Source organism: Clostridium sp. AF36-4 (assembly GCF_003435975.1).
GTDB lineage: Bacteria > Bacillota > Clostridia > Lachnospirales > Lachnospiraceae > Eubacterium_F.
This window is the reverse complement of sequence record NZ_QTVH01000003.1, coordinates 106,598-133,157: the sequence shown is the minus strand read 5'-3', so window position 1 is coordinate 133,157 and position 26,560 is coordinate 106,598. Positions and strand designations below refer to the sequence as shown.

Here is a 26,560-nt window from a genome sequence, read left to right as displayed (position 1 = left end):
AGAATAGAGACTAAGGAGGAGAAAAATTATGGTTCAAGAACAAAATGAAATTATTGGAAGACGTTTACAGGATGTGAGAGAAAGTGCCCATATGGATTTTTATGATATGGCAAAACTGCTCCGCGTGAGTGTAGGACATTATCGAAAGATTGAGAGAGGAGTGTATGGGCTGGATGTTGAAAAACTTGTTATTCTATATGAGAAGCTCGATGTAGATCCGCTGTATCTGTTAGCTGGCAGGCAGAAGGCAAGACGGGAATCAGTGGATTCACATCTTGCGATACGAAACCGCAGGGTGTGTGAACTGCTCGAATACTGCAAGCAGCAGCTAAGTGATGAAGGAGAGGAGTATCGGTGACAAAAGTTCTTGTTTTCTCAAAGTCAAATCCGATTAAAGACTGGGAAGCAGCCAAATGGAATCTTCAATTCTTATGTGTCGAAAGTCAGCAGGAAGCAATCCATATGTTAGAGACAAACACCATTCATGTTGTAGTAGTAGATATAGAGGAGAGGGAACAGGAAGGACTAGCCTTTGTTTCTTGTCTGAGAGGCTTACAGCGTTTTTATCTGCTCCCGGTGATTTTACTGGCAAAAGATGATACGTATGAAAGTCTGGCATTTCATGTATTTCATTGTTTTGATTATGTGATAAAACCAATTGAGAAAGAACGATTGGAAAAACTACTTCACTGGATTGACGGACGTTTTGATAACAAGGGTTCTGCAAAGGCGCTGGTGATAAACACACGGCTTGGTATACACATGTTTGAGGCAAAGGATATTTTGTATCTGGAAATCTGCAATAAAACGCTGTATGTTCATACCCGGTATGATGTCTTTTCGTTTCCGTACCGCAAACTTGGTGTCTGTATGGAGCAGTGTGGCGGTGACTTAGTGCAGTGCCATCGCTCGATTGCAGTAAACTGTTTGTATGTAGAAAAAATTGATTATGTAAATCGGCGGATTTGTCTGGTAAAGCAATATGGAAATGTCGCACTAGGAAGAAAATATATGAAAGGTCTTCGCAAACAATTTGACGAAAGAACACGGATTTCGTATACTGATAGTGTTTTTTCAGAGAGTTAAGGAGGTGCGAAAGATGAAAGATATCTTTTTGATTCGGCATGGAAGACAGTGCTCTAAATTGTGTAATGTCGATGTTTCTCTGGATGAAAGTGGGCGTAAACAGGCAAAACTTGCCGGAAAGCGTCTGATTTCTTATCAGTTGGAAAAGTTATACTGTTCACAGTTGATTCGCGCAAAAGAAACGGCAGAAATTATTGGACACTGTGTGAATCTGCCGGTTGAAGAAGTGGCAGACATCGAAGAAATCCATTTTGGTGGATTTACCGGGAAAACGGATGAACAGATTCGTACGGAATATGCTGAGTTTCGTAAGGAACGTGCGGCTCATAAAGAAGACCTTCCCTATCCGGAAGGCGGTGAGTGCGGATGTGATGTTGCTAGGCGAGTCATGCCAAAAATCAAACAAATTTGTCAAAGAGAGGAAAACAGAGTTGCTATTGTAACGCATGGCGGCGTAATACGCTCGGTGTGTGCCGATATTCTTCATACCGGTCAGGAGAACAAATTAAAATTTGGAATCGACCTCGAAAATACAAGTTTTACCCATTTGATTTACGATGAGGATAGAGACTTTTTTATTCTGGAGCGTTTTAATGATTTTGCTCATTTGGAGTCTCATCCGGAGTTACTTCGAAAAAACTGGAAAACATCTTTGGAGAGAAATGGATGAAAACTGGCATGGTAAAAAAATAAGAAACTGGCAGTTTTCATATAGCCAGCCTTTTGTATAATAAGAGAGAAATTTATACAGGAGGACAAAACAATGGATTCAAAAACAAAACAACAAACAGTACAGATGGGTACAGGAAAGATTACAGTATCCGAAATTACGATGTGCGGCGTATTTGCTGCCTTGACTTTTTTACTGACAAGATACATTCAGGTGCAGATTATACCGGCAAAAGGTGGTCTGGTTCACTTAGGTAATGTTCCGATGTTTTTTGCAGCAGCATTTTTCGGCAAGCGTGTTGGTGCGATTTGCGGCGGCGTTGGTATGGCATTATCGGATGTACTTTCTCCATGGATTGTATATGCTCCGGCAACTTTGATTGTAGTTGGTCTGATGGGCTTTGTATTTGGTTTAATTGTAAAGAAAAAACCAACGATTGTTAATCTGATTGTGGCAACGGTTGTTGTTCTTGCAATTAAATTAGTTGGTTATTATTTGTTTGAGGTATTGCTTACATCAAGTTTTGTTGTGCCGCTGGCTTCGATTCCGGGCAACATTATGCAGATTGTAACAGGAGCAATTATTGCTATTCCGATTATTTTGGTATCACGTGTCGGTATGGCAAAGGTAAAACGTTCTATGGAAGCTTAATGGCGAAAAGAACGGACAGAAAGGATGATAAGAATGTATCAGATGATGACACCGGGACCTACGATGCCGGCAGCTTCTGTAATGGAAGCAAGAAGCAGGGCGTTTGCAAACCCGGATGTAGATGAGACATTTTGTGAAGAATACCATCAGGTATGCAAAGATTTGTCAAATCTTCTTGGCACTGACAACGAGACTTATGTATTGGGCGGCGAGGGGATTCTTGCCTTGGAGGCTGCCTGTGCAACCTTGACAGAGCCGGGGGATAAGGTGTTGGTTATTGATAATGGTATTTTTGGAAGAGGCTTTGCTGATTTTGTAAGTCTTTACGGCGGAGAGCCAACCTTATATACCGTTGATTATCACTATCCGATTGTAATAGAAGATTTAGCAGAATACTTAAAAGAAAATCACGATTTTAAGTACGCAACAGTTGTTCACTGTGATACACCAAGTGGTGTGCTCAATGATATCAGTAAGATTTGCCCGCTGTTAAAGCAGTATGGGATTCTTACGGTAGTCGATGCGGTTGCCTCTATGTTTGGTGAAGATGTGAAAGTCAATGAATGGCAGATTGATGTGATTTGCGGCGGTTCACAGAAAGCTTTGTCGGCGCCTCCCGGACTTGCGTTTGTTACAGTGAGTGAGGATGCCATGAAAGCGATGGAAAGCCGGAAAACCAAAGTGGCTTCTTTCTACTGTAATATTCTTGCATTTAAGAACTATTACAAAGATAAGTGGTTTCCATACACGATGCCAATCAGTGATATTTATGGTCTCTGTGAGGCGGTAAGACTGGTGAAGGAAGATACCGAGCGTGTAGCCCGCCATCATAAGATTGCTGGGGCAGTAAGAAAAGCAGTGAAAGAAGCAGGTTTATCTCTTTATCTGGATTACGGAGATTCCGCTACTGTGACTGTTATTAATGTGCCACAGGGACTGCGTGATATAGATATTATCAACACTATGAAAGATAAATACGGTATTCTGATATCCGGCTGCTTTGATGTTCTTGCCGGTAAAGTAATCCGTCTTGGGCATATGGGAAATAATGCAAGAGTTGAGAAGGTGGCAGATATGTTATCTGCGTTTACGAAGGCATTAAATGATTTAGGTTTTTCCTGCCGGTGTGATATGAAAGAAAGTTTTTACCGCAGCTTATAAGCGAAGATTGCAAAATCCCTCTTTTCATGATATTCTATTGTGAAATGGGGGATTTTTTGAAAGTGAGGCAACAAAAGAGTGGATTTTAGAGAATTTTTACGACAAGGATTTGTGGTATTAGACGGCGCAACCGGTTCAAATTTACAGCAGGCCGGTATGAAAAGCGGGGATTGTCCGGAGCAGTGGATTGCAAAACATCCGGAAGTGTTTATTGACTTACAGTGCCGATATATTGAGGCAGGTTCGGATGTCCTTTATACACCGACATTTACCTGTAATCGAATTAAATTAGATGAATATGGACTTGCGTCTAAGCAGGAAGAACTTACGAAAACATTGGTGGGTCTCACAAAAGAAGCAATTCGCAGAAGTAAAACAGACCGCAAAATTTATGTTGCCGGGGATATTTCCATGACCGGGCAGCAGTTGGAACCGATTGGAAGTATGCCGTTCGAAGAACTGGTAGATGTTTATAAACAGCAGGTTCGTTTGTTGGCGAAAGAGGGCGTCGATTTATTTGCGATTGAGACGATGATGAGTTTGCAGGAATGCCGTGCTGCCTTGCTGGCGGTAAAAGAAACTTGTGACATACCGGCGCTTGTGACGCTTACGTATCAGGAGGATGGACGGACGTTATATGGAACGAGCCCTGAGACAGCATTGGTTGTTTTGCAGTCGATGGGGGCAGATGCCATCGGAATTAACTGTTCGACAGGACCGGATAAGATGGTAGATGCGGTAAAAGTGATGGCGGAATATGCTTGTGTTCCGCTTGTCGTAAAACCAAATGCCGGACTGCCGTTTTTGCAGGATGGTGTGACGTGTTACGATATGGATGCTGAGAGTTTTTCAGAGGCAATGATGCCGCTTGTGGATGTTGGGGCAACTGTGCTTGGCGGATGCTGTGGAACAACGCCGCAGCATATTCAGAAACTTGTCGGCCGGTTAAAAGAGAAAAAAGCAAGAGAAATTCCGGAGAGGAAAAGTATACGTGCCTTGACAACAGAGCGCAACATTACACCGATTTCATTAGATGGAAGATTTCGAATTGTCGGCGAGAGAATCAATCCTACCGGGAAAAAAGAACTGCAGGAAAAACTGCGTGCGGGTGATTTGAGTCTTGTTATGGATATGGCAGAAGAACAGGAAAAATTAGGTGCATCAATTCTGGATGTCAATATGGGAATGAATGGAATTGACGAAAAAGAGATGATGTTGCGTGCGGTTAATGAGTTGACAATGACAGTGGATTTGCCGCTTAGCATAGATTCGAGTTATGTTGACGTTGTGGAAAGTGCCCTTCGTATTTATCCGGGACGAGCTTTGATTAACTCGATTTCTCTGGAACCGGAAAAGTTTGAAAAATTAATACCGATTGCAAAAAAATACGGTGCAATGTTTATTCTGCTTCCTTTGTCAGATGCCGGACTTCCAAAAGATTTGGATGAGAAAAAAACGATTATCCATACAATATTAGACGAGGCAAAACGTCAGGGAATGGCAGAAGAAGATATTGTCGTGGATGGTTTGGTGGCTACGATAGGAGCAAATAAAAATGCCGCGCTTGAAGTGTTGGAGACGATACGCTACTGTAAAAATGAATTGGGTGTGGCAACAATTTGCGGTCTTTCCAATATATCCTTTGGACTGCCGGAACGAGTTTTTGTTAATACAGCATTTTTAACACTTGCGATTGGACAGGGACTTACGATGGCAATTGCGAATCCATCTCAGACGCTGCTTGTCAATGCCGCACTTGCTTCGGATTTGCTTTTGAATAAAGAAGAAGCGGATTTGCATTATATTAATGGTGTGGCGGGAGCTGTGATTACGCAGAGCCAGCCAAAGAATGAAGTAGCAGAGGAAGACGGCCACCCGTTGTATTTGGCGGTTGTCAAAGGAAAGAGCGGACATGTGCTTGAACTTGTGGAAGAAGAACTGAAAAAGGGAACCGAGCCGTCTGAGATTATTGATAAGTATTTGATTGCGGCAATTAATTATGTCGGCGAATTATTTGAGCAGAAGAAATATTTTCTCCCTCAGCTTATTGCCAGTGCCGAAACGATGGAAAAGGCGATTAACCGTTTAGAGCCGCTTTTGGAGGCAGCAAGAGGGAATGAAAAACTGGCAACTATCGTGGTGGCAACCGTAAAGGGCGATATTCACGATATTGGGAAAAATCTGGTGGCACTGATGCTGAAAAACTATGGGTATCATGTCATTGATTTAGGAAAAGATGTGGAAACACAGACAATTTTAGATACTGCGAAAGCTGAGAATGCTTCGATTATTGGTCTGTCTGCCCTTATGACAACGACGATGATGGAGATGAAAGAAGTTGTGGATGAGGCGAAGAGACAGGGCGTAAAAGCTAAGATTATTATTGGAGGCGCAGTAGTGACAGAAAGTTTTGCTGAAGAAATTGGAGCAGATGGCTATTCGGCAGATGCCAGAGAGGCGGTTAAAGTAGTAAATCGTCTGCTTGAGAAGTAAGAAGAGGGGATTTTGATGGTGGTTGATGTAATTATTCCGGTATACCGTCCGGAGAGAGAAAAATTGACAAAACTAATTGACTGGCTGAACAAACAGACTGTAAAACCTTCACATGTATTTTTTATGCAGACGTTAGTTGAGGAAAAAGAAGATGAAGAAGTTTTACAGATGTTACAAAAGGCGGAAAATGTGGAGATTGTTCCGATTGAGAAAAAGGATTTTGACCATGGCGGCACCAGAAATAAAGGGGCGGCCTTGTCAAAGGCAGATTATATGCTCTTTATGACGCAGGATGCAGTTCCGGTTGATGCTTACCTTATTGAGAATTTGGTACGGGCAATGGAAGAGGAAGAAGCCGCAACAGCCTATGGAAGACAGTTGCCGGATGATACGGTTGGTGTGATTGAACATTATACAAGAGAGTTTAATTATCCGGCAAAGAGCTATGTGAAATCCAAAAGGGATTTGGAAACAATGGGCATTAAAACGTATTTCTGCTCAAATGTCTGCGCAATGTACCGTAAAGATGTATATGAAAAAATGGGCGGCTTTGTGCTTCATACCATTTTCAATGAAGATATGATTATGGCATCGAAAGTGATACAGGCAGGATATAAAATTGCTTATGTGGCAGAGGCGATGGTTATCCATGCTCATAAATACACTTACAGACAGCAGTTTACGAGAAATTTTGATTTGGCAGTTTCCCAGCGCCAGTATCATGAAATTTTTGATGGGGTGAAATCGGAATCCGAGGGAATGCGGTTAGTGAAAAACACGATGAAATATTTGTTCCGTCATGGAAAATGGTATCTTGTGCCGGATTTGATTTTCCAAAGCGGCTTTAAGTTTTTAGGATACCGGTTTGGCAAGAAGTATGATAAACTTCCGCTCTGGCTGGTAAAGAAATTTTCGATGAATCCATCGTATTGGAGGGATAAGGAGTGAAAGAACAAGTTGAGATTGTTATGGCAACATATAATGGTGAAAAATATATAAAAGAGCAGTTGGATTCCTTGCTTTCACAGAGTTATCCGGATCTTTTAGTGGATGTATGTGATGACGGCTCTACGGATGACACAGTTTCGATTGTAAAGGAATATGAAAAAAAGGACAGTCGTGTACGTCTCTTTGAAAATAAGACAAATCAAGGGTATATAAGAAATTTTATGTCTGGCATTGTTCGCTGTGACAGCCCGTATATTATGCTGTGTGACCAGGATGATATCTGGAATTGGGATAAGGTAGAGCTTACCTTGGAGAAAATGAAACAGATGGAGAGAGAAAATCCGGAAAAGCCGGTGCTTGTCTTTACCGATGCCATGAATTTTGACAGCAGTACCGGAAAAAAACTGGGACGTTTTCACGAAATGAGTCATTTGAATGTAAAAAAGGTTGACACCGCGCATCTTTTTATGGAAAATAAGTGTATTGGCTGCACCATTATGATGAACCGGGCAATTCTTCCGTATTTGAAAGAGCTGCCGGAAGAAATACGGGTGCATGACTGGTGGCTTGCTTTGATATGCAGTCACTTTGGTGCCATTGGATATTTGCCGGAGGCGACGCTTATGTACCGCCAGCATGAAGGAAATCAAATCGGAGGAACATCGTATTCCGGTTACTTAAAAAAAAGAGTTTCCAAAATGAAAGAGCAGCGGCAGGTACTTTTTGACACGTATCGGCAGGGAAAAGCTTTTTTGCAGGTCTTTGATTCAAAGATGACCAAAGAACAGAGAAAAACGGCAACGAAGTTTGCGGCAATGACGGATGCTTCCTTTTTGGGACGACGCTATCTGGCATTGCGGTATGGTTTTTTGAAAAGCGGTCTGATTCGAAATGCAGGATTGTTTTTCTTATTATAAATACGAGAGAATAGAAAGAGAGGCCTGATATGGGTAAAACAAAAGCGGGAAAAGGGAAGATTGTGGCAAGAGTATTTCTTGTGATTGGAATTTTGCTGTCGATGACGGCAGGCAGTGGTTTGGCTTATGTTAAGCATACCGGAGATAAAATGTTGGGTTTGATGAATTATGACAAATCGAATAAAGTATCCGGGATGGATTTGAGTAAATATGCGTTAGACAGTGATACAGAAATTGTGAATATTTTATTGGTTGGTGCAGATAAGAATCTGGATGAACAGGATAAGGATGTTGAGAGACGTTCGGATTCGATGATGATTGCAACCTTGGATATTAAACATAACAAGCTGAAATTGACTTCTTTGATGCGTGATATGTATGTGGATATACCGGGATATGGCGGTTATAAATTAAATGCTGCTTATTCCTTTGGCGGTATCAAATTGCTTTATAAAACATTGGCGAAAAATTTTGGTATCAAATTAGATGGTTACGTAGAAGTGAATTTCGACGCCTTTGTTAATGTTATTGATGAACTTGGCGGTATCGAGGTAAATCTGACTGACTCAGAGGCACTGAATCTTCGCCAGACCAATTATATCAAACGAAGAAAGTACCGCAGTGTGAAAAAGGGAAAACAAATCTTTAACGGGCAGCAGGCACTTGGCTACTGCCGGATCCGTCATGGTAAGAGACAGCCGGACGGTCATTATCCGGGCGTTTATACGGCAAGCGGAAAAGGAGATGATTACGGAAGAACAGAACGTCAGCGTCTGACGATGCAGGCAATTCTTAAGAAGGTAAAACAGTTGTCTCCGGAAGAGATGATTGAACTGGCAGAAGTGATTATGCCAAACGTAAAAACAGATGTAGATGAGCGGGATATTTATTCATATCTGCTTGCTGTTGTACGGATGGGGACGACAAAAATCCATCAGTTCAGCCTGCCGATTGAAGGCGGCTATACAAGCCAGACAATTCGCGGTCAGTCGTGCCTTGTGCCGGATTTGCCAAGCAACAAATCCGCACTTAAAAAGTTTCTCTTTAAGAGTTGACAATAAAGACCTATATTGCTACAATTAAATGAGCGTTATTTCAGATTAATACGCTAGGATATTCGATAAAGAGGGGGCATATCCCATGAGTAAAGTAGTTTTATCTATATTAGTAAATAATACCTCCGGTGTGTTGAGCCGTGTTGCCGGTTTATTTAGCCGCCGTGGTTATAATATTGACAGTCTGACTGTTGGTGAGACAGAGAATCCGGCATTTTCCCGTATGACGGTATCCGTTACGGGGGATGATATTGTGCTGGAGCAGATTGAAAAACAGGTTAATAAGTTAGAAGATGTAAAATCCGTCAAACAGCTTACCGGTGAAGCATCGGTATGCCGTGAATTGATATTGGTTAAGGTTGAAGCAGATAAAGACGCAAGACCGGCCATTAATGCGATTGTTGATATTTTCCGTGCGAAAATTGTAGATGTTGCAGATAATTCAATGATGATTGAGTTGACGGGTAATCAGGCAAAACTGGACGCTTTTATCAAACTGATTGAGGGCTATGAGATAAAAGAACTGGTACGTACCGGTATTTCCGGTTTGGCTCGTGGTTTTTATGATGGAGCCAAAGAGAGTAAGTAATTTACTACTTAGAAAACCATCCACGGGATTTTATCCCGGATAGGCTTTAAATACAATTAATTTAGGAGGCTGTAAATATGTCAGAAGCAAAGATTTATTACCAGGATGACTGTAACTTGGCAGCACTGGACGGTAAAACAATTGCCGTAATCGGTTATGGTAGTCAGGGACACGCACATGCATTGAACGCAAAGGAGTCCGGATGCCACGTAATTATTGGTCTTTATGAAGGATCAAAATCATGGAAGAGAGCAGAAGAGCAGGGATTTGAAGTATATACGGCAGCCGAAGCTGCTAAAAAAGCTGATATCATCATGATTCTTATCAATGATGAACTGCAGGCAAAAATGTACAAAGAGTCCATCGAGCCAAACTTGGAAGCAGGCAATATGCTTATGTTTGCTCATGGTTTCAATATTCACTTTAATCAGATTGTTCCACCGGCAGACGTTGATGTAACGATGATTGCACCAAAAGGACCGGGACATACGGTACGCAGCGAGTATCAGGCAGGAAAAGGTGTTCCTTGTTTGGTAGCAGTACATCAGGATGCAACAGGAAAAGCTCTGGAACTTGCACTTGCTTACTCCCTTGCAATTGGTGGTGCAAGAGCCGGCGTTTTGGAGACAACTTTCCGTACAGAGACAGAGACTGACCTCTTTGGTGAGCAGGCTGTTCTTTGCGGTGGTGTTTGTGCATTGATGCAGGCTGGTTTTGAAACTTTGGTAGAAGCTGGTTATGACCCAAGAAATGCATACTTTGAGTGTATCCATGAGATGAAACTTATCGTTGATTTGATTTACCAGAGTGGTTTTGCAGGCATGAGATATTCCATTTCTAACACAGCAGAGTATGGTGATTATGTAACAGGACCAAAAATCATTACAGAGGATACAAAGAAAGCCATGAAGAAGATTCTTTCCGACATTCAGGATGGTACTTTCGCAAAAGACTTCTTGCTTGACATGTCAGAAGCTGGCGGACAGGTTCACTTCAAAGCTATGAGAAAAATAGCTGCTGAGCATCCATCAGAAGTAGTTGGTGAAGAAATCCGTAAATTGTATAGCTGGAATGGCGAAGATAAGTTGATCAACAACTAATTTTAAGATATAAACAGATAATTAAGAAGAAACCCGGTTCATTTTGTGAATTGGGTTTCTTTTTTTGTGCCTCTTTTTTAGGTTCCGTAATTTGCCAGAAAGGCTTTGCTTTTCGTGGGCACTTTCGTTTGTTGAGTACGCAGCGGTATGGGTGCTTATGCTGACGCATATACAAGCACCTTATACCGGCGTACTCAAAACCCACGAATCGCAAAGTCTTTCTGGCAAATTACCGGAAGCGTAAAAGACCCCCAAAAAAATATTTATCGCAACCCAAAACTGTGTTTAGAAATTGACGCTGCTCTTTTAAGTTTTCATAATTTTAGTATAAAGTCTTTGTGGGGAGTGGGTTTTGAGTGCGTCAGTAGGTGGCACTGGTAGTTTCAGTGCCCCTACTGTTACGTACTCAATGAACGGAAGTGCCCACGAGACGCAAAGCCTTTATACTAAAAGTAAGAAAAACCTAAAAAAGAAACATCATCTATTGCCTAAAAACCATTTCATGATTTTTATTGCAAAATATTAGAATATATGATATGATGACAAAACGGTAAAAATAAAATAAAAAATATTAAATATAAGTTCTAAAAATGAATTATACGACATATATATAGTTATGTATAGAAAAATGCTTGATTCAAGCAGACAAAAAACAAAGGGGGTCATGAGAAATGGCAGATAAGATTTTGGGAAACAATCAGGTGAATATTTATGGTGAAGTGGTAAGTGAGTTTGCTTTTAGCCATGAAGTGTATGGTGAAGGATTCTATATGGTGTATCTTTCGGTAAAACGATTGAGCCAAGTGTATGACAAGATTCCGCTCATGGTATCGGAGCGGCTTATTGACATAACGAAGGATTACCGAGGTATGTATATGGAGGCGAGTGGACAGTTTCGCTCTTATAACCGTCATGAAGAAAATCATAACCGGCTTGTTTTATCCGTGTTTGTAAGAGATTTACATATAGACGAAGAAGAGATGGAAGTAGAGAAACCGAATTATATTTTTTTGGATGGTTATTTGTGCAAACCACCGGTTTATCGAAAGACACCGCTTGGAAGAGAAATTGCGGACCTTTTGATGGCTGTCAATCGTCCGTATGGCAAATCCGATTACATTCCTTGTATCTGCTGGGGAAGAAATGCTCGTTATGCCGATGGATTTGGTGTAGGAGAACACGTTCAGCTGTGGGGACGGATTCAGAGCCGTGAATACCAGAAGCAGGTTGGTGATGAGGAATATGAAACACGCGTTGCTTATGAAATTTCCGTCAGCAAATTGGAGTGTGTGGAAGAGAGTAATGAGATTACTGCGGCCTGTGTGATTGATGAAGAAGATAAAAAAGAGTGAACTAATGCTTGACCGCTAAAGGGAAGAGTGATATTCTTTTATATAGAAAGGTAGAGGCGCGGACTTTATCAGTAGCAAATCGGACATGACAGGATGGATGATGATTTGTGAAAGGAACGTCTGCCGAAGGAGAGGATTGCCTGCACATGATTCTTCTGGGCATATGGTAAATAATCATATGACTGTCATCGCTATGATGGAGTGCTACTCGTTATCGAAAACAATGAGGAGTTGGCACGTGTGTCAGCTCCTTTTTTTGCAATCCATTCATAAGCACAAAACGTAATTCAGAAAGGATGAAGAAAATGGCTATTTTTACTGGAGCAGGTGTTGCATTGATTACACCAATGAATGACGACGGAAGTGTGAATTATGAAAAATTGAGAGAACTGTTAGAGTTTCATGTGGCAAATGAAACAGATGCCATCATTATTTGCGGAACAACCGGTGAGGCATCGACACTGTCAGATGAAGAACATTTGGAATGTATTCGTTTTGCCTGTGAAGTAATTAATAAACGGATTCCGGTTATCGCAGGAACCGGTTCGAACTGCACACAGTCGGCAATTGAGTTGTCAAAAGAAGCAGAGAAAAGTGGAGTGGATGGACTTCTCTTAGTTACTCCATATTATAACAAGGCAACACAGAATGGTTTGAAAGCACATTACAAAGCCATTGCAAAAGAAGTTAATGTTCCAATTATTTTATATAATGTACCAAGTCGTACGGGTACCAGATTAGCACCACAGACAGTTGTGGATTTGTGTCATGAAGTACCAAATATTGTCGGCGTAAAGGATGCGACAGGTGATATTTCAGAAGTTGCGGAATTAATGAGTTTAGCTAAGGGAACCGTTGATGTATATTCCGGAAATGATGACCAGATTGTGCCGGTTCTTTCCCTTGGCGGTAAAGGCGTAATTTCCGTATTATCAAATATTCTGCCAAAAGAGACCCATGATATGGTGGCAAGCTATCTTGATGGTGATGTGGCAAAGAGCTGTGAGATGCAGTTGAAATATTTTGATTTGGTAAAGGCTTTGTTCTGCGAAGTAAATCCGATTCCTGTAAAGAAGGCATTGAATCTGATGGGAATGGAAGTGGGCAGTTTGCGTCTGCCTCTTACAGAAATGGAAGATGCAAATGCAAAGAGACTGGAAGAGGAAATGAGAAAAGCCGGCGTTATCAAATAATTAGTTACGATTGAAAAAGAATTAGGAGGAAGACGATGACTCGAATTATTATGTGCGGATGTAATGGTGCAATGGGGCGCATGATTACCGGAATTGTAAATGAAGATGCTGAGGCAGAAATTGTAGCAGGAATTGATATGGTGGATACGAAAGAACATTGTTATCCTGTTTTTCAGAAATTAGCAGACTGTGATGTAGAGGCAGATGCTTTGATTGATTTCTCGACACCAAAAATTTTGGATGATATTCTTACATTCAGCAAAGAGAAAAAAGTGCCGGTAGTACTTTGCACAACCGGATATGACGATGAGCAGCTTGCTAAAATTGAAGAAGCAGCAACACAGACAGCCGTTTTGAAATCTGCGAATATGTCACTTGGTATCAACACACTTTTGAAGCTGGTGCAGGATGCGGCAAAAGTATTTGCTACAGAAGGATTTGATGTGGAAATCGTAGAAAAACATCACAACCAGAAACTGGATGCTCCATCCGGTACGGCACTTGCATTAGCGGATTCTATTAATGAGGCAATGGGAAATCCATACGAGTATGTTTATGACCGCTCGCAGAGAAGACAGAAACGTGATAAAAAAGAACTTGGCATTTCCGCAGTGCGTGGTGGTACGATTGTCGGCGACCACGATGTGATTTTTGCCGGTAAAGATGAAGTGATTACATTTTCCCATACTGCCTACAGTAAAGCTGTATTTGGAAAAGGCGCTGTGGCAGCGGCAAAATTCTTAAAAGGAAAGACAGCGGGCCGTTACGAGATGGCAGATGTCATTGCGGCAAACTGATAGGGGTGACAAGATGAGACAGGTTCAGATAAAGGATATTGTGAAAGCAGTCGGTGGTAAACTTGTTTGGGGCGATGAAAATGCTGCCGTGACAAATGTTTCAACCGATTCAAGAGAAGTAAAGACTGGAACCTTATTTGTGCCAATTATAGGAGAGCGTGTGGATGCGCACCGTTTTATTCCGGATGTGTTGGAGGCAGGGGCTTCTTGTGTATTTTTTTCGGATGACAGAGAGAAGGAAAAGAAGGGTGCCGGAATATACGTTTCCAATACACTTTTGGCAATGCAGAAATTTGCTGCCTGGTACCGCAGTAAACTTCCGGTAAGAATCATTGGTATTACCGGAAGCGTTGGAAAGACAACGACGAAGGAAATGATTGCTGCCGTACTGGAAACGAAGTACCGCACGGTTAAAACTTACAAGAATTTAAACAGCCAGATTGGTGTGGCACTGATGATGTTTGAACTGGATGAAGATACAGAACTTGCCGTGATTGAAATGGGAATCAGTATGCCGGGTGAAATGGATCGGTTAGTCGAGATGGTAAAACCGGAATGCGCGGTTTTGACAAATATTGGTGTTTCTCATATTGGGAATTTGGGCTCAAGAGAAAACATCTGCAAAGAAAAAGGAAAGATTGTTAGTTATCTTCCGGATGGCGGTACGCTGTTTGCCAGCGGCAACGGAGATGTGAGACAATTAGTTGAGACACAGGTTCCGTCCACCCGCTGCAAAGGGAACTATAAGGTTTCTTACTATGGAACAGAGTCCGGCTGTGAGTATTTTGCGGATGAAATGAGTGCAAATGAGGACGGACAGAGTTTTGTGTATCATGACAGCGAGGGAAAAGAAAAAGTTTTGCTGTCTGTGATGGGAACCCATAATGTAAATAATGCCGTGATTGCGATAGCAATTGGCCGCAAGTATGGCGTGCCGGTAAAGGATGCCATTAAGGCTTTGAAAAATTACAAGCCGATTGCGATGCGTGGTGTTGTGCATGATATAAATGGGATTCACGTTGTTGATGATACTTACAATGCAAGCCCGGATTCGATTACGAGTAATCTTCATGCACTGTTTGATTATCCGGGAAATGGCAGACGAATTGCCGTTCTTGCGGATGTACTGGAACTGGGAAAAGATTCCGGAAAACTTCACGAGGGAATCGGACAGTTTATCATAGAGGAACAAAATAAGGGACGCAGGCTTGACTACCTCTTTACGGTTGGAAAAGAAGCGGCTCACATCAGTGATTATGTAAAGGCACATAGCGATATCCCGGTTTTTTCTGCAGAGTCTAAAGATGAAGTAATGAAAGAATTGGAAACAAAACTTCAAAAAGAAGACTGGGTACTGGTAAAAGGTTCCCGTGGAATGAAAATGGATGAAGTTGTGAAACGACTGATAAAGGAGTGACAGGTTGTTTGCAGATATTATCGTAGATTTGTCGGTGGAAGCACTCGACCGGACATTTCAGTATATAATTCCGAAACAATGGGAAGGTGAAGTGTTTGCCGGGTGCTGTGTCAAAATCCCCTTTGGAAGGGGAAATCGTCTGATTCGCGGTTATGTAATGAATATAACGGAACAGGCGGCATGGCCGGTTGAACGGATGAAGGAAATTTCTGAGATTGAGAAAAAGGAACTTCCGGTAGAATCTAAGTTGATTCAGTTGGCAGCATGGATTCGACAAAGATATGGAACAACAATGAATGAAGCATTAAAAACGGTGCTTCCGATTCGGAGGCAGATTAAGTCAGTGGAAGAACACTGGCTTAATTTTGCTTTGCCCGAAGATGAAATGAAGAAGGAATTAAACCGCTGTCTGTTAAAGCATTATAAAGCAAAAGCGCGCCTCCTGCAGGGAATGTTTGCAGAAGGTGGACAGATGACAAGCAAGCTGGCGGCAAAAAAATATAAGATTACGAAACCCGTGATTGACAGCATGGCGAAGGCGGGATGGATTACTGTTACAAACCAAAAGAAATATAGGAATCCGGTCTTTGATGGAAAGGCATCTTCCGAAAAAAAGATGTTGAATGAAGAACAGCAGACGGTAGTGGATGCATTTACCGGAGACTACCGGCAGGGAAGGCGGACGACGTATCTGCTATATGGTGTTACCGGCAGTGGAAAAACGGAAGTCTATATGGAAATGATACAGGCAGTTTTACAGGAGAACAAACAAGTTATTATGCTGATTCCTGAAATTGCACTTACTTACCAGACGGTAGTTCGTTTTCAAAAGCGGTTTGGAGATCGGGTAACGGTATTAAATTCCAGAATGTCAGAAGGAGAAAAATACGACCAGTATGAGAGGGCAAAACAAGGAGAAGTGGATATCGTTGTCGGACCACGCTCCGCTTTGTTTATTCCATTTTCAAATCTGGGACTTATTCTCATTGATGAAGAACATGAGATGAGTTATAAAAGTGAAAAGCCGCCCAAATATCATGCAAGAGATGTGGCGATTGAGAGAGCAAGGCAGAGCGGGGCAAGTGTTGTATTAGGCTCCGCGACACCGTCAGTTGAGAGCTATGAGAAGGCGAAAACGGGAGAGTATACACTTCTTACGTTACCGCACCGAGTAAACCATGTCAGTATGCCAAAGGTTTATGTGGCGGATTTAAGGAAAGAATTAGAAGAAGGAAACCGCTCAATTTTCAGCCGTGTGCTGCAGGAGAAAATCGAGGAACGGTTAAAACGAGGGGAGCAGACCATACTATTTTTAAACCGGCGTGGATATGCAGGCTTTGTTTCTTGTCGCAGTTGTGGTTTTGTGTTAAAATGTAGTCATTGTGAAGTTTCTATGACGGCACACAAAAATCATGTCGGTGATGTAGATACATTGGTCTGTCATTATTGTGGACATGCAATCGCTATGCCAAAGACATGCCCATCGTGCGGTTCGCCATATATTGCAGCATTTGGGCTTGGCACGCAGAAAGTCGAGGAGATGCTGAATAAGCGGTTTCCCGCGGCAAGGGTTCTTCGGATGGATGGAGATACAACAACGGGAAAACACGGACATGAAAGTGTCCTGACACCCTTTCGTAATGGCGAAGCAGATATTTTAATTGGCACCCAGATGATTGTAAAGGGGCATGATTTCCCTAATGTTACGCTCGTGGCAGCATTAGCGGCTGACATGAGTTTATATGCGGGGGATTACCGAAGCAGTGAGCGCACATTTGAACTGCTTATGCAGGCAAGCGGCCGCGCCGGGAGGGCAGAAAAAGCCGGGGAAGTTGTGATTCAGACTTATAATCCGGAGGAATACTCAATTCAGGCGGTTGCCGGGCAGGATGCCGAATATTTTTACGAAAATGAACTGGCATTCAGGCGGCTTATGAAGTATCCGCCATATTCGCAGATGGCGGCGATTCTCATTCTATCGGAAGAAGAGAACGAAGCGAAAACATTGAGCGAAAAACTGGCAGAAAACATACATTCTGTGTGCGGTGATGCAGTTACGCTTATTGGTCCGTCAAAAGCCGGGTTAAGCCGCGCCAAAGACAGGTACCGGTATGTTCTATATGTAAAGAGCATGGACGAAGAAGCAATGGCTTGTGTCAGAGAAATTGCAGAAGAAGCAAACCGCCGTGTCGTAAATCAAAAAACATGCAGTGTGCAGTATGACAGAGACCCGGTAAATGGTTACTAAATCTAAGAAAAGAAAAGGCAGGTAGGAAAAAATGGCAATTCGTAACATTCGTATGATTGGTGATGATATTCTCACCAAAAAATGTAAAGTAGTAAAAGAGATGACAGAAAAAAATAAAGAGTTAATTGCGGATATGTTTGATACGATGTATGACGCAGATGGTGTTGGTTTAGCAGCACCTCAGGTCGGTATTTTGAAACGGATTGCCGTAATTGATATTACGGAAGACAGAAGCAATCCGATTGTTTTGATTAATCCGGAAATTATTTCGGCCGATGGGGAGCAGAGAGGCAGCGAAGGGTGTTTAAGCGTACCGGACAAAGTTGGTATAGTAACAAGACCGAATCATGTTGTCGTAAAGGCATACAATGAAGAGATGGAGCCTTTTGAGATTGAGGGAGAAGAATTGCTTGCCCGCGCTTTGGTACATGAAATCGAGCATTTAGATGGCGGTTTGTATGTAAATAAAGTGGAGGGAAGACTGTATACCATCGAGGAATTTGAAAAAGAATTTGGAGAATAGGAGGCAGCACATGAATGTAATTTTTATGGGTACACCGGATTTTTCCGTTCCTGTATTAAAAGGTTTGATTGCCTCAGAGGAACACACGGTTACAGCGGTTGTGACGCAGCCGGATAAAGCGAGAGGACGCAGTGGGAAACTGGTTTTTACTCCGGTGAAAGAAGTGGCAGTTGAAAATGACATTCCGGTCTATACACCGGCACGTGTAAAAGATGCAGAATTTGTGGAACAGCTTCGAAAGATTCCATGTGATGTGATTGTAGTTGTTGCTTTTGGACAGATTTTATCCAAAGAGATTTTAGATTATCCAAAGTTCGGCTGTATTAATGTTCATGCGTCGTTACTTCCGCGCTGGCGCGGTGCGGCACCGATGCAGTGGGCAATCCTTGAAGGGGATGAAAAAACCGGTGTAACGACGATGCAGATGGCAGAAGGACTTGATACCGGTGATATGCTGTTAAAAGCAGAAACGGTGATTGAAAAAGAGGATACAGCAGAAACGATTCATGATAGGCTTTCGGAAATGGGAAAAGACCTTTTGTTAGAAACTTTGGAGAAAGTGGAAAAAGGTGAGATTGTACCACAAAAGCAGGATGACAGTTTAAGCTGCTATGCGAAAATGCTCAAAAAAGATATGGGTAAAATTGACATGAATTGGGATGCTGCGAAAGTGGAACGATATATTCGTGGAATGAATTCATGGCCGAGTGCGTATACCACATTCCGGGGAAAAACATTAAAACTCTGGCGTGCGAACGTGCTTCCATGGAATACGGGACATAAGCCGGGCATGGTTGTTGATGTGTTAAAAAATAGTTTTATCGTTCAGACCGGTGACGGCTGTCTGGAACTTTTAGAAGTGCAGTTAGAAGGAAAGAAACGAATGGATGCCGGAAGTTTCTTACGCGGTGTAAAAATAGAAAAGGGTGATTGTTTATGCTAGGTTACGGATATGGATATGGAAGTCCCTTTTATATGTTCTGGGACCCAACATATGTATTGATTTTAATTGGCGTTGTTTTATCATTGATTGCTTCTGCGATGGTTCGGAGAAATTTTGCAAGGTACAGTGTGGTAAGAAGTGCGTCCGGTCTTACAGGGGCTCAGGTAGCACAGCGCATTTTATCCTATGCGGGAATTAACGATGTGACGGTATGCCATATTAGTGGAAATCTGACGGACCATTATAATCCGAGAACGAAGCAGATCGGGCTTTCGGATTCTGTGTATGGCAGCAATTCAGTAGCGGCAATTGCGGTGGCGGCACATGAGTGCGGACATGTGATACAGCATGCCAATTCGTATGTACCATTATCCATTCGTACCGTATTAGTTCCGGTTGCAAATTTTGGTTCCGGAGTTTCGTGGTTTTTCATTCTTGCCGGCATTTTGTTTAGTATGCCGGTGTTAATTACGGCAGGAATTGTTTTTTTTAGTGCAGCAGTATTGTTTCAGGTTGTGACCCTTCCGGTTGAGTTTAATGCATCGAGACGTGCACTTGTGATTTTACAGGATACGGGAATTCTTGGAACAATGGAAACCGATGGCGCAAAAAAGGTTCTGCGTGCGGCGGCACTGACCTATGTGGCTTCTGCGGCTGCTGCAATTTTACAGTTGTTAAGACTGATTTTATTATTTGGAAGGAACAATCGTGACTGATGAGATTACAGGCATATGAAGTTGTTTATCAAACGATGGAAAAGGGGGAGCACAGCGACTCTGTTTTCCACCGGATTGTGGAACAGAATGATTTTTTGACGAGAGACAAACGATTTTTGAAACGTCTTTCTTACGGAACAATTGAGCGCAGTGTTGAACTAGATGCAATTCTGAATCAATTTGCAAAGATTCAGGTCTTAAAAATGACAGCACCGGTTCGCACGGTTCTTCGCATGGCACTCTATGAAATCCGCTATATGGAGAAAGTGCCGGAGGCAGTGAGCTGTCACGAGGCAGTGGAACTTTTAAAAAAGAAAGAAGGACAAAAACATACTGCTTTTGTAAATGGTGTGCTTAGGACAATACTGAGAAACGGGGATTCAATTTCTTTGAAACCGTGGGAAAGTTTATCTCTGCCACGGGATTTATATGACCATTTATGTGAACAGTACGGCAAAAAAACAACAAAAAAAATCGGTATGGCTTTTTTAGAGAATACAAAGGACATTACGTTACATATTAATACGTCTAAATGGACGAAAAAAATGTTTTGCGAGGAACTAAGGAAAGCCGGTGTCGCTGTCAAAAAAGCCTATTATATGGATGATACGGTGATTATTTCCGGTGTGGAAGACATAAAAAAAATACCGGGTTACGAAGAAGGGGTGTTTTTTGTACAGGATGAAAGCTCGATGCTCCCGGTTTTGTGTGCCGGAATCCGGCCGGGGTATAAAGTTGTGGATGTGTGCAGTGCACCCGGCGGGAAAGCAATGCATGCGCTTTTATGTTTAAAAGGTGAGGGATCTTTGAGTGCCAGAGATAAAACGGTATCAAAGGTTAAAAAAATTGAGGAAAATTTTGGACGCCTAAAATTCCAAAATGTCTCCTGTAAAGTGTGGGATGCGACAAAGAGTGATGAAGCATTTTTTTCGCAGGCAGATGTTGTTCTCTGCGATGTGCCATGTTCCGGAATTGGAATTATCGGACGCAAACCGGAAATCAAATACCATGCATTGCAACATGCCAAAGAACTTGTTCCAATTCAGCGAAAGATTGTAGAAAACGCTGAGAAAATGGTAAAACCGGGAGGTGTTTTGATTTACAGTACATGCACAGTGAATCAGGCAGAAAACGAAGAAAATGTTCGCTATTTTGTAGAACACTTAGGATTAAAACTTGAGTCGTTAAATTCTTTTTTGCCACCGATATTATGTAACCGCATGACGGCAGAAGGGATGCTTACGATGATACCGGGACTTCAGCAAAGTGATGGATTTTTCGTGGCGAGACTGCGGAAAACGGATAGATAACAGAGAGGAAACAGATGGATATTCGGAGCATGAATTTAGAGGAAATGGAAGCACTTGCCATTTCTCTTGGAGAAAAAGCATTCCGTGGAAAACAATTGTTCCAGTGGGTGCATGAAAAACAGGCAGATGATTTTGATGAAATGACGAATCTGAGTGCCGCTTTTCGGGAAAAATTAAAAGAGAATTACTGTATATCCGGTGTAAGGCAGGTGGAAAAACAGGTGTCGAAAAAAGAAGATACGGCAAAGTATTTATTTGCACTGGAAGATGACCATGTAATCGAAAGCGTGTGGATGAAGTATCATCATGGCAACAGCGTGTGCATTTCGTCGCAGGTGGGATGCCGGATGGGATGTACATTCTGTGCGTCTACACTTACCGGACTCACGAGGAATCTGACTGCCGGGGAAATGCTCTCACAGATTTATCAAATTCAGAAAGATACAAAAGAGAGAGTATCGAATATCATTGTGATGGGAATGGGCGAGCCCCTTGATAATTATGAGGAACTTCTCCGTTTTATAAAACTGGTTTCTTGTGAGAAAGGAATTGGAATCAGCCAGCGTAATATTACCGTATCAACGTGTGGTTTGGTGGATAAAATCAGAATGCTTGCGGATGAAAAACTGCAGATTACGTTAGCAATCAGCCTGCATGCACCAAATGATGAAATCAGGCGTCAGACGATGCCGATAGCCAATCGTTATACCATTGGTGAAATCATACAGGCTTGCAAATATTATTTTGACAAAACCGGGCGCCGTATTACGTTTGAATACAGTATGATTCGCGGTGTGAACGATAAGGAAGAGCACGCAAAGGAACTGGCAGGCAGGTTATCCGGTTTAAATTGTCACATTAATTTAATTCCGTTAAATGAAGTGAAAGAGAGAAATTGTTACCGCTCAACGAAGGAGGATATTGAGAAGTTCAAAACAATTCTTGAAAAATATAGAAAAACTGTTACAATAAGAAGAGAGATGGGGAGCGATATTGATGCTGCCTGTGGTCAGTTACGAAAGAAATTTCTGACGAAGAATGGTAGAAACTAGAGGAGGTCAGACAGTGGATACATTTTCTATGACAGATATGGGACTTCTTAGAAACAGCAATCAGGATAGTGTTTTCTGTGAAGAGAATCCCATTGGCAGATTTCCGAATCTGTTTCTTGTTGCAGATGGTATGGGGGGACATAAGGCAGGAGATTTAGCTTCCAGATTATGCATTGCAGAGATGGTTAAGCAGATACAGAGTTCAACAGCAAGGACTCCGGTTAGTGCTTTTGAACAAGCGATTGAAGCGGCAAATCAGAAGGTTTATCAGTGTGCGAAAGAAGATTTCGACCTTGCCGGCATGGGAACTACGGTGGTTGGTGCCATGGTAGAAGATGATGTTGCCTATATTGCAAATATTGGGGACTCACGTTTTTATCGTCTGCATGAACATTTGGAGCAGATTACTGTGGACCATTCGCTTGTGGAGGAGATGGTTCAGTCAGGTGAAATCCAAAAGGAAGAGATGCGGACCCATCCAAATAAGAATATTATTACAAGAGCGCTGGGGACGGATGATACCGTCAGACCGGATTGTTTTGAGGTGAAAGTAGAGCCGGGGGATGTACTATTACTGTGCTCGGATGGACTGACAAATATGGTTGAAGACAGCCAGATAGAGAAGATTGTAAAAGAAAATAAAGAAGATATGAAACTGGCAGGGGAAAAATTGGTTCAACAGGCGAACGAAGCCGGTGGCAAAGATAACATCAGCGTGATTTTAGTTCGACTGTAAAGGAGTGAAAGAATGATTAATATTGGTGCAGTAATTAGTGGAAGATATGAAATAATCGAAAAAGTCGGAACCGGCGGTATGGCAGATGTATATCGTGCCAAAGACCATCGGTTAAATCGTTATGTGGCGGTTAAAATATTAAAAAATGAGTATAGCGAGGATGCGAAATTTGTTACAAAATTCCGTCAGGAGGCACAGGCAATTGCGTGTTTATCCCATCCGAATATTGTAGGAGTCTATGATGTAGGACAGGAACAGGATATGCACTATATTGTGATGGAATTTGTAGACGGCATCACTTTGAAAAAATACATTGAGCAGAAGGGCAAACTCTCGGTGAGAGAGGCAGTTGGAATTGGACTCCAGATTGCAAATGGTTTGGAGGCTGCGCATGCCAATCATATTATTCACCGTGATATTAAACCTCAGAATATATTGATTTCGAAAGATGGTACGGCAAAGGTAAGTGACTTTGGAATTGCCAAGGCAGCAAGTTCGAATACAATTACAGCAAATGCCATGGGCTCGGTACATTACATTTCTCCGGAACAGGCAAGGGGAGGATTCAGTGATGAGAAGAGTGATATCTATTCACTGGGTGTATCGATGTATGAGATGTTAAGCGGTTCTCTTCCGTTTACCGGTGAGAGTGCAGTGGCAATTGCCTTAGCGCATATTCAGGAAGATGCGACTCCGTTAGATGCCATTGATGCGACAATTCCACACGGACTTAGTAATATTGTTGCAAAATGTATGCAGAAGAAAACGGAACTTCGCTATCCGACGGTGATGGATTTGATTGCGGATTTGAAGATGTTTTTACAGGATCCGACCGGTGAGTACGGTGTGATTCGTAATTTGTATGAAAATGCGGATACCATTTTTATTCCGAGTAATGACGTGAATTCGTTAAAGGCAGCTTCTACGAAACAGGCATTAGATGAAAAGACGGAAGAAGAGGCAGACGAAGAATCAAACGGTGAAGTTGACCCGAAATTAGAGAAGGCATTGATTATCGGAAGCATAACCGTTGCTATTATTATTGGTGTAATTATTATTTATCTGTTAGGTCGATTTGTAGGTTTCTGGGGAGGAAGTTCATCCTCCAATGAAGCGACACCGGAGCCGACTTCACAGACAACACAGGCAAGTAAAGAACCGGTCAGCACGCCGGAGAGCAATAAAACACAGGTTCCGCAGATTAAAGGTCTGACACAGGAACAGGCACAGAGCATGCTCGATAGTGCAGGATTAGATTATAAATTTGAGACAGCAGAATCTAGTGATGTAGAACCGGGACAGGTAATCAGTACTACACCTGCAATTGGATCTGAAGTATCAGAAGGTGACACCATTACGGTATACCTTCGTGCGTCCCAGCTTCCAAGTGTATGGGGAATGACGCCGGAAGCTGCGGAGGAGGCACTTAAATCGGCTGGATTTGTTCCAAAACGTGGTGCGGATGTTTACAGTGATAAAACAGAAGAAGGCAAGGTTGTTTATACAAGTCCAAAACAGGGCGAGGATGTGGCTGCTGGTTCTACGATTACGTATTATGTAAGTAAAGGAGCAGAGACGGTTAGCGTGCCGGACTTATTAGGTAAAACAAAGAGTCAGGCGAAAACCGCACTTGAGAAGGTAGGATTAAAGTTAGGTACGACATCAAGTAGTTATTCAGACAATTTTGCCAAGAACAGAATTTGTGTACAGAGTAAATCCAGTGGCAAAAAAGTGAAAAAAGGAACAACGGTTAATGTGACGATAAGCCTTGGGCAGGAGCAGACCTATACCTATAAGATGTCGGGGACAATCCGCATTGACAGTCCGTTTGATTACGAGACTGACCCGGCAGCAACGATTAAAATTGTTTTAAATCAGGATGGTCAGACAAAGACTATTTTGAACCGTAGTTTGACGCATATGGATTTCCCATTGTCACTTTCCGGCGATGAAGTCACCGGCTTTAGCGGCTCTCAGGGCGAACTGATTGTATACAAGGATTCCAAGCGTGTGGATTCCTACAACGTAACCTTTAAGAAAGTTGCGGATTAATGAGAGGGAAAATCGTAAAAGGAATTGCCGGATTTTATTATGTCTGGTGTGAAGATGACAAACTGTATGAATGTAAGGCAAAAGGAAGTTTCCGAAAAGAGGGAATTAAACCTTTAGTTGGAGATAATGTTACGGTTTGTGTGCTGGATGAAGAGAAGCATCTTGGAAATCTGGAGGAGATTTTACCGAGAAAAAATGAGTTGATTCGTCCGGCGGTGGCAAACGTTGATCAGGCACTTATCGTTTTTGCGATGGCAAACCCGATGCCGAATCTTAATCTGCTAGACCGTTTTTTACTTATGATGGAATGGCAGAATGTAGAGACCATTATCTGTTTCAGTAAACAGGATATAGTGTCTGAGGAGGAAGAAAAGCATTTTTTGTCAATTTATGAAAAATGTGCAAATCAGGTATTGACAATCAGCAATACCGAAAATATGGGAATTGATAAAGTAAAACAATGTCTGGAAGGGAAAACAACGGTTTTGGCAGGACCGTCCGGCGTGGGAAAGTCCAGCCTTTTAAACCGTTTATGCCCGCAGGCGGCTTCTGTGACCGGTTCTGTGAGTGAGAAAATCGGCAGAGGCCGGCATACCACAAGACATTCTGAAATTTATTCTCTGGGGAATCAGACGTTTTTGTTTGATACTCCGGGATTTAGTTCCTTAAAGCCGCCGGAGGTGGAAAAAGAGGAACTGCGAAGGTATTTTACCGAGTTTCTGCCCTATGAGGGGCAGTGCAAATATTGGGGTTGTACTCACATTCATGAACCTGGATGTATGGTAAAAGAGGCCAGGGGACGAGGTGAAATCGGTGAGACTCGTTATGAGAACTACGTGCAGATATTTAACGAGCTTGCTGAATGCGAACGACGAGGGAATTGGAGGAATAAGAAATGACATATAAATTGTCACCATCAATTCTGGCGGCGGACATTACTTGTTTAGGTCAGGAAGTGAAGACCGCGCAAAGCGCCGGAGCAGACTATATTCATATTGATGTAATGGACGGGGTGTTTGTACCAAACTTGTCATTTGGTACAACAATAGTAAGAGGGCTTCGTGAGTGTACGGACCTGTTTTTTGATGTGCATTTAATGATTGTAAATCCGATTAAGCATGTGGAGCGGTTTGCGGGAATTGGTGCGGATGGAATCACGGTTCATGCAGAAGCCTGTGATGACTTGGAAGCAACAATTGACGAGATACGTCGATGTGGTGCCAAAGCGGCGGTGGCACTTAGCCCGGATACGGATATTGATGTGGTTCTTCCGTTTTTGGACAAGTTATCCATGGTTTTGGTTATGACAGTATATCCGGGGTATGGTGGACAAAAAATTGTCACAAGAACATTTTCAAAGATTGCAAAGCTTCGCTCAATTATTGATGAGAGAAATCTTTCCGTTGATATCGAAGTTGATGGCGGCGTCAATCTTCAGAATGTTGAGGAGATTAAAAAGGCAGGGGCCAATATATTTGTTGCCGGTACGAAAATATTTAAAGGCAATGTTCTGGAGAATATTAAGAACTTTAAAGAATTATTGAAGTAAAT

Annotated in this window: 25 protein-coding genes and 1 riboswitch; all 25 genes read left to right on the top strand. The window is 42.2% G+C overall.

Annotated elements, in window-relative coordinates; all coding sequences use genetic code 11:
• Positions 1-28: 28 nt before the first annotated feature.
• Entirely contained in the window at positions 29-358 is a 330-nt protein-coding gene (locus DW005_RS02745; protein ID WP_022376916.1) for a helix-turn-helix transcriptional regulator, read from the top strand.
• Positions 355-1,086: a LytTR family transcriptional regulator DNA-binding domain-containing protein gene (locus tag DW005_RS02740; protein WP_117478060.1), complete on the top strand. Its 732-nt coding sequence runs from the start codon at positions 355-357 to the stop codon at positions 1,084-1,086. The genes DW005_RS02745 and DW005_RS02740 overlap by 4 nt, the downstream gene beginning before the upstream one ends.
• 13 nt (positions 1,087-1,099) lie before the next feature.
• The gene (locus tag DW005_RS02735) at positions 1,100-1,756 is read left to right on the top strand and encodes a histidine phosphatase family protein (RefSeq protein ID WP_117478059.1); all 657 of its coding nucleotides are present in this window, start codon (positions 1,100-1,102) and stop codon (positions 1,754-1,756) included.
• A gap of 93 nt (positions 1,757-1,849) precedes the next feature.
• Positions 1,850-2,407, top strand: a complete 558-nt coding sequence (locus DW005_RS02730) for an ECF transporter S component (protein WP_022376919.1) — start codon at positions 1,850-1,852, stop codon at positions 2,405-2,407.
• Positions 2,408-2,440: 33 nt separating this feature from the next.
• Entirely contained in the window at positions 2,441-3,568 is a 1,128-nt protein-coding gene (locus tag DW005_RS02725; RefSeq protein ID WP_117478058.1) for an alanine--glyoxylate aminotransferase family protein, read from the top strand.
• Positions 3,569-3,646: 78 nt separating this feature from the next.
• A complete protein-coding gene (locus DW005_RS02720) occupies positions 3,647-6,061 on the top strand; it encodes a homocysteine S-methyltransferase family protein (protein WP_242989342.1) in 2,415 nt (804 codons plus the stop codon).
• 15 nt (positions 6,062-6,076) lie between these two features.
• Complete coding sequence (locus DW005_RS02715; RefSeq protein ID WP_117478057.1) at positions 6,077-7,009, top strand: glycosyltransferase; 933 nt, start codon at positions 6,077-6,079, stop codon at positions 7,007-7,009.
• Complete coding sequence (locus DW005_RS02710; RefSeq protein ID WP_117478056.1) at positions 7,006-7,926, top strand: glycosyltransferase family 2 protein; 921 nt, start codon at positions 7,006-7,008, stop codon at positions 7,924-7,926. Before DW005_RS02715 ends, DW005_RS02710 begins: the two co-directional genes overlap by 4 nt.
• A 29-nt stretch (positions 7,927-7,955) precedes the next feature.
• Positions 7,956-8,981, top strand: a complete 1,026-nt coding sequence (locus DW005_RS02705; protein ID WP_117478055.1) for an LCP family protein — start codon at positions 7,956-7,958, stop codon at positions 8,979-8,981.
• 85 nt (positions 8,982-9,066) lie between these two features.
• Positions 9,067-9,570, top strand: a complete 504-nt coding sequence (gene ilvN / locus DW005_RS02700; protein ID WP_022376925.1) for an acetolactate synthase small subunit — start codon at positions 9,067-9,069, stop codon at positions 9,568-9,570.
• A gap of 77 nt (positions 9,571-9,647) precedes the next feature.
• On the top strand, positions 9,648-10,670 hold the full coding sequence (gene ilvC, locus DW005_RS02695) for a ketol-acid reductoisomerase (protein ID WP_022376926.1): 1,023 nt from the start codon (positions 9,648-9,650) through the stop codon (positions 10,668-10,670).
• Positions 10,671-11,341: 671 nt separating this feature from the next.
• Entirely contained in the window at positions 11,342-12,022 is a 681-nt protein-coding gene (locus DW005_RS02690; protein ID WP_117478054.1) for a single-stranded DNA-binding protein, read from the top strand.
• 43 nt (positions 12,023-12,065) lie between these two features.
• Positions 12,066-12,237, top strand: a riboswitch (Lysine riboswitch).
• A 90-nt stretch (positions 12,238-12,327) separates the two neighbouring features.
• Positions 12,328-13,215, top strand: a complete 888-nt coding sequence (dapA, locus tag DW005_RS02685) for a 4-hydroxy-tetrahydrodipicolinate synthase (protein WP_117478053.1) — start codon at positions 12,328-12,330, stop codon at positions 13,213-13,215.
• Between the two features lie 35 nt (positions 13,216-13,250).
• Positions 13,251-14,012, top strand: a complete 762-nt coding sequence (gene dapB / locus DW005_RS02680; protein ID WP_117478052.1) for a 4-hydroxy-tetrahydrodipicolinate reductase — start codon at positions 13,251-13,253, stop codon at positions 14,010-14,012.
• Between the two features lie 13 nt (positions 14,013-14,025).
• Positions 14,026-15,429, top strand: a complete 1,404-nt coding sequence (gene murF, locus DW005_RS02675; protein WP_181974920.1) for a UDP-N-acetylmuramoyl-tripeptide--D-alanyl-D-alanine ligase — start codon at positions 14,026-14,028, stop codon at positions 15,427-15,429.
• Between the two features lie 4 nt (positions 15,430-15,433).
• Positions 15,434-17,677, top strand: coding sequence for a primosomal protein N' (gene priA, locus DW005_RS02670; RefSeq protein ID WP_117478050.1), 2,244 nt, complete (start codon positions 15,434-15,436; stop codon positions 17,675-17,677).
• Between the two features lie 31 nt (positions 17,678-17,708).
• Positions 17,709-18,200 (top strand): peptide deformylase, encoded by a 492-nt coding sequence (gene def, locus DW005_RS02665; protein WP_022376932.1) that lies wholly within the window; start codon positions 17,709-17,711, stop codon positions 18,198-18,200.
• 10 nt (positions 18,201-18,210) lie between these two features.
• A complete protein-coding gene (gene fmt / locus DW005_RS02660) occupies positions 18,211-19,143 on the top strand; it encodes a methionyl-tRNA formyltransferase (RefSeq protein ID WP_117478049.1) in 933 nt (310 codons plus the stop codon).
• A complete protein-coding gene (locus tag DW005_RS02655) occupies positions 19,137-19,859 on the top strand; it encodes a zinc metallopeptidase (protein WP_022376934.1) in 723 nt (240 codons plus the stop codon). The genes fmt and DW005_RS02655 overlap by 7 nt, the downstream gene beginning before the upstream one ends.
• On the top strand, positions 19,859-21,169 hold the full coding sequence (rsmB, locus tag DW005_RS02650) for a 16S rRNA (cytosine(967)-C(5))-methyltransferase RsmB (protein ID WP_117478048.1): 1,311 nt from the start codon (positions 19,859-19,861) through the stop codon (positions 21,167-21,169). The genes DW005_RS02655 and rsmB overlap by 1 nt, the downstream gene beginning before the upstream one ends.
• A 14-nt stretch (positions 21,170-21,183) precedes the next feature.
• Entirely contained in the window at positions 21,184-22,221 is a 1,038-nt protein-coding gene (rlmN, locus tag DW005_RS02645) for a 23S rRNA (adenine(2503)-C(2))-methyltransferase RlmN (RefSeq protein ID WP_117478047.1), read from the top strand.
• Positions 22,222-22,234: 13 nt separating this feature from the next.
• Positions 22,235-22,957, top strand: a complete 723-nt coding sequence (locus DW005_RS02640; protein ID WP_022376570.1) for a Stp1/IreP family PP2C-type Ser/Thr phosphatase — start codon at positions 22,235-22,237, stop codon at positions 22,955-22,957.
• 12 nt (positions 22,958-22,969) lie between these two features.
• The gene (gene pknB, locus DW005_RS02635; protein ID WP_117478046.1) at positions 22,970-25,009 is read left to right on the top strand and encodes a Stk1 family PASTA domain-containing Ser/Thr kinase; all 2,040 of its coding nucleotides are present in this window, start codon (positions 22,970-22,972) and stop codon (positions 25,007-25,009) included.
• Positions 25,009-25,908, top strand: coding sequence for a ribosome small subunit-dependent GTPase A (gene rsgA / locus DW005_RS02630; protein ID WP_117478045.1), 900 nt, complete (start codon positions 25,009-25,011; stop codon positions 25,906-25,908). The genes pknB and rsgA overlap by 1 nt, the downstream gene beginning before the upstream one ends.
• Positions 25,905-26,558, top strand: coding sequence for a ribulose-phosphate 3-epimerase (gene rpe, locus DW005_RS02625; RefSeq protein ID WP_117478044.1), 654 nt, complete (start codon positions 25,905-25,907; stop codon positions 26,556-26,558). The genes rsgA and rpe overlap by 4 nt, the downstream gene beginning before the upstream one ends.
• Positions 26,559-26,560 lie beyond the last annotated feature (2 nt).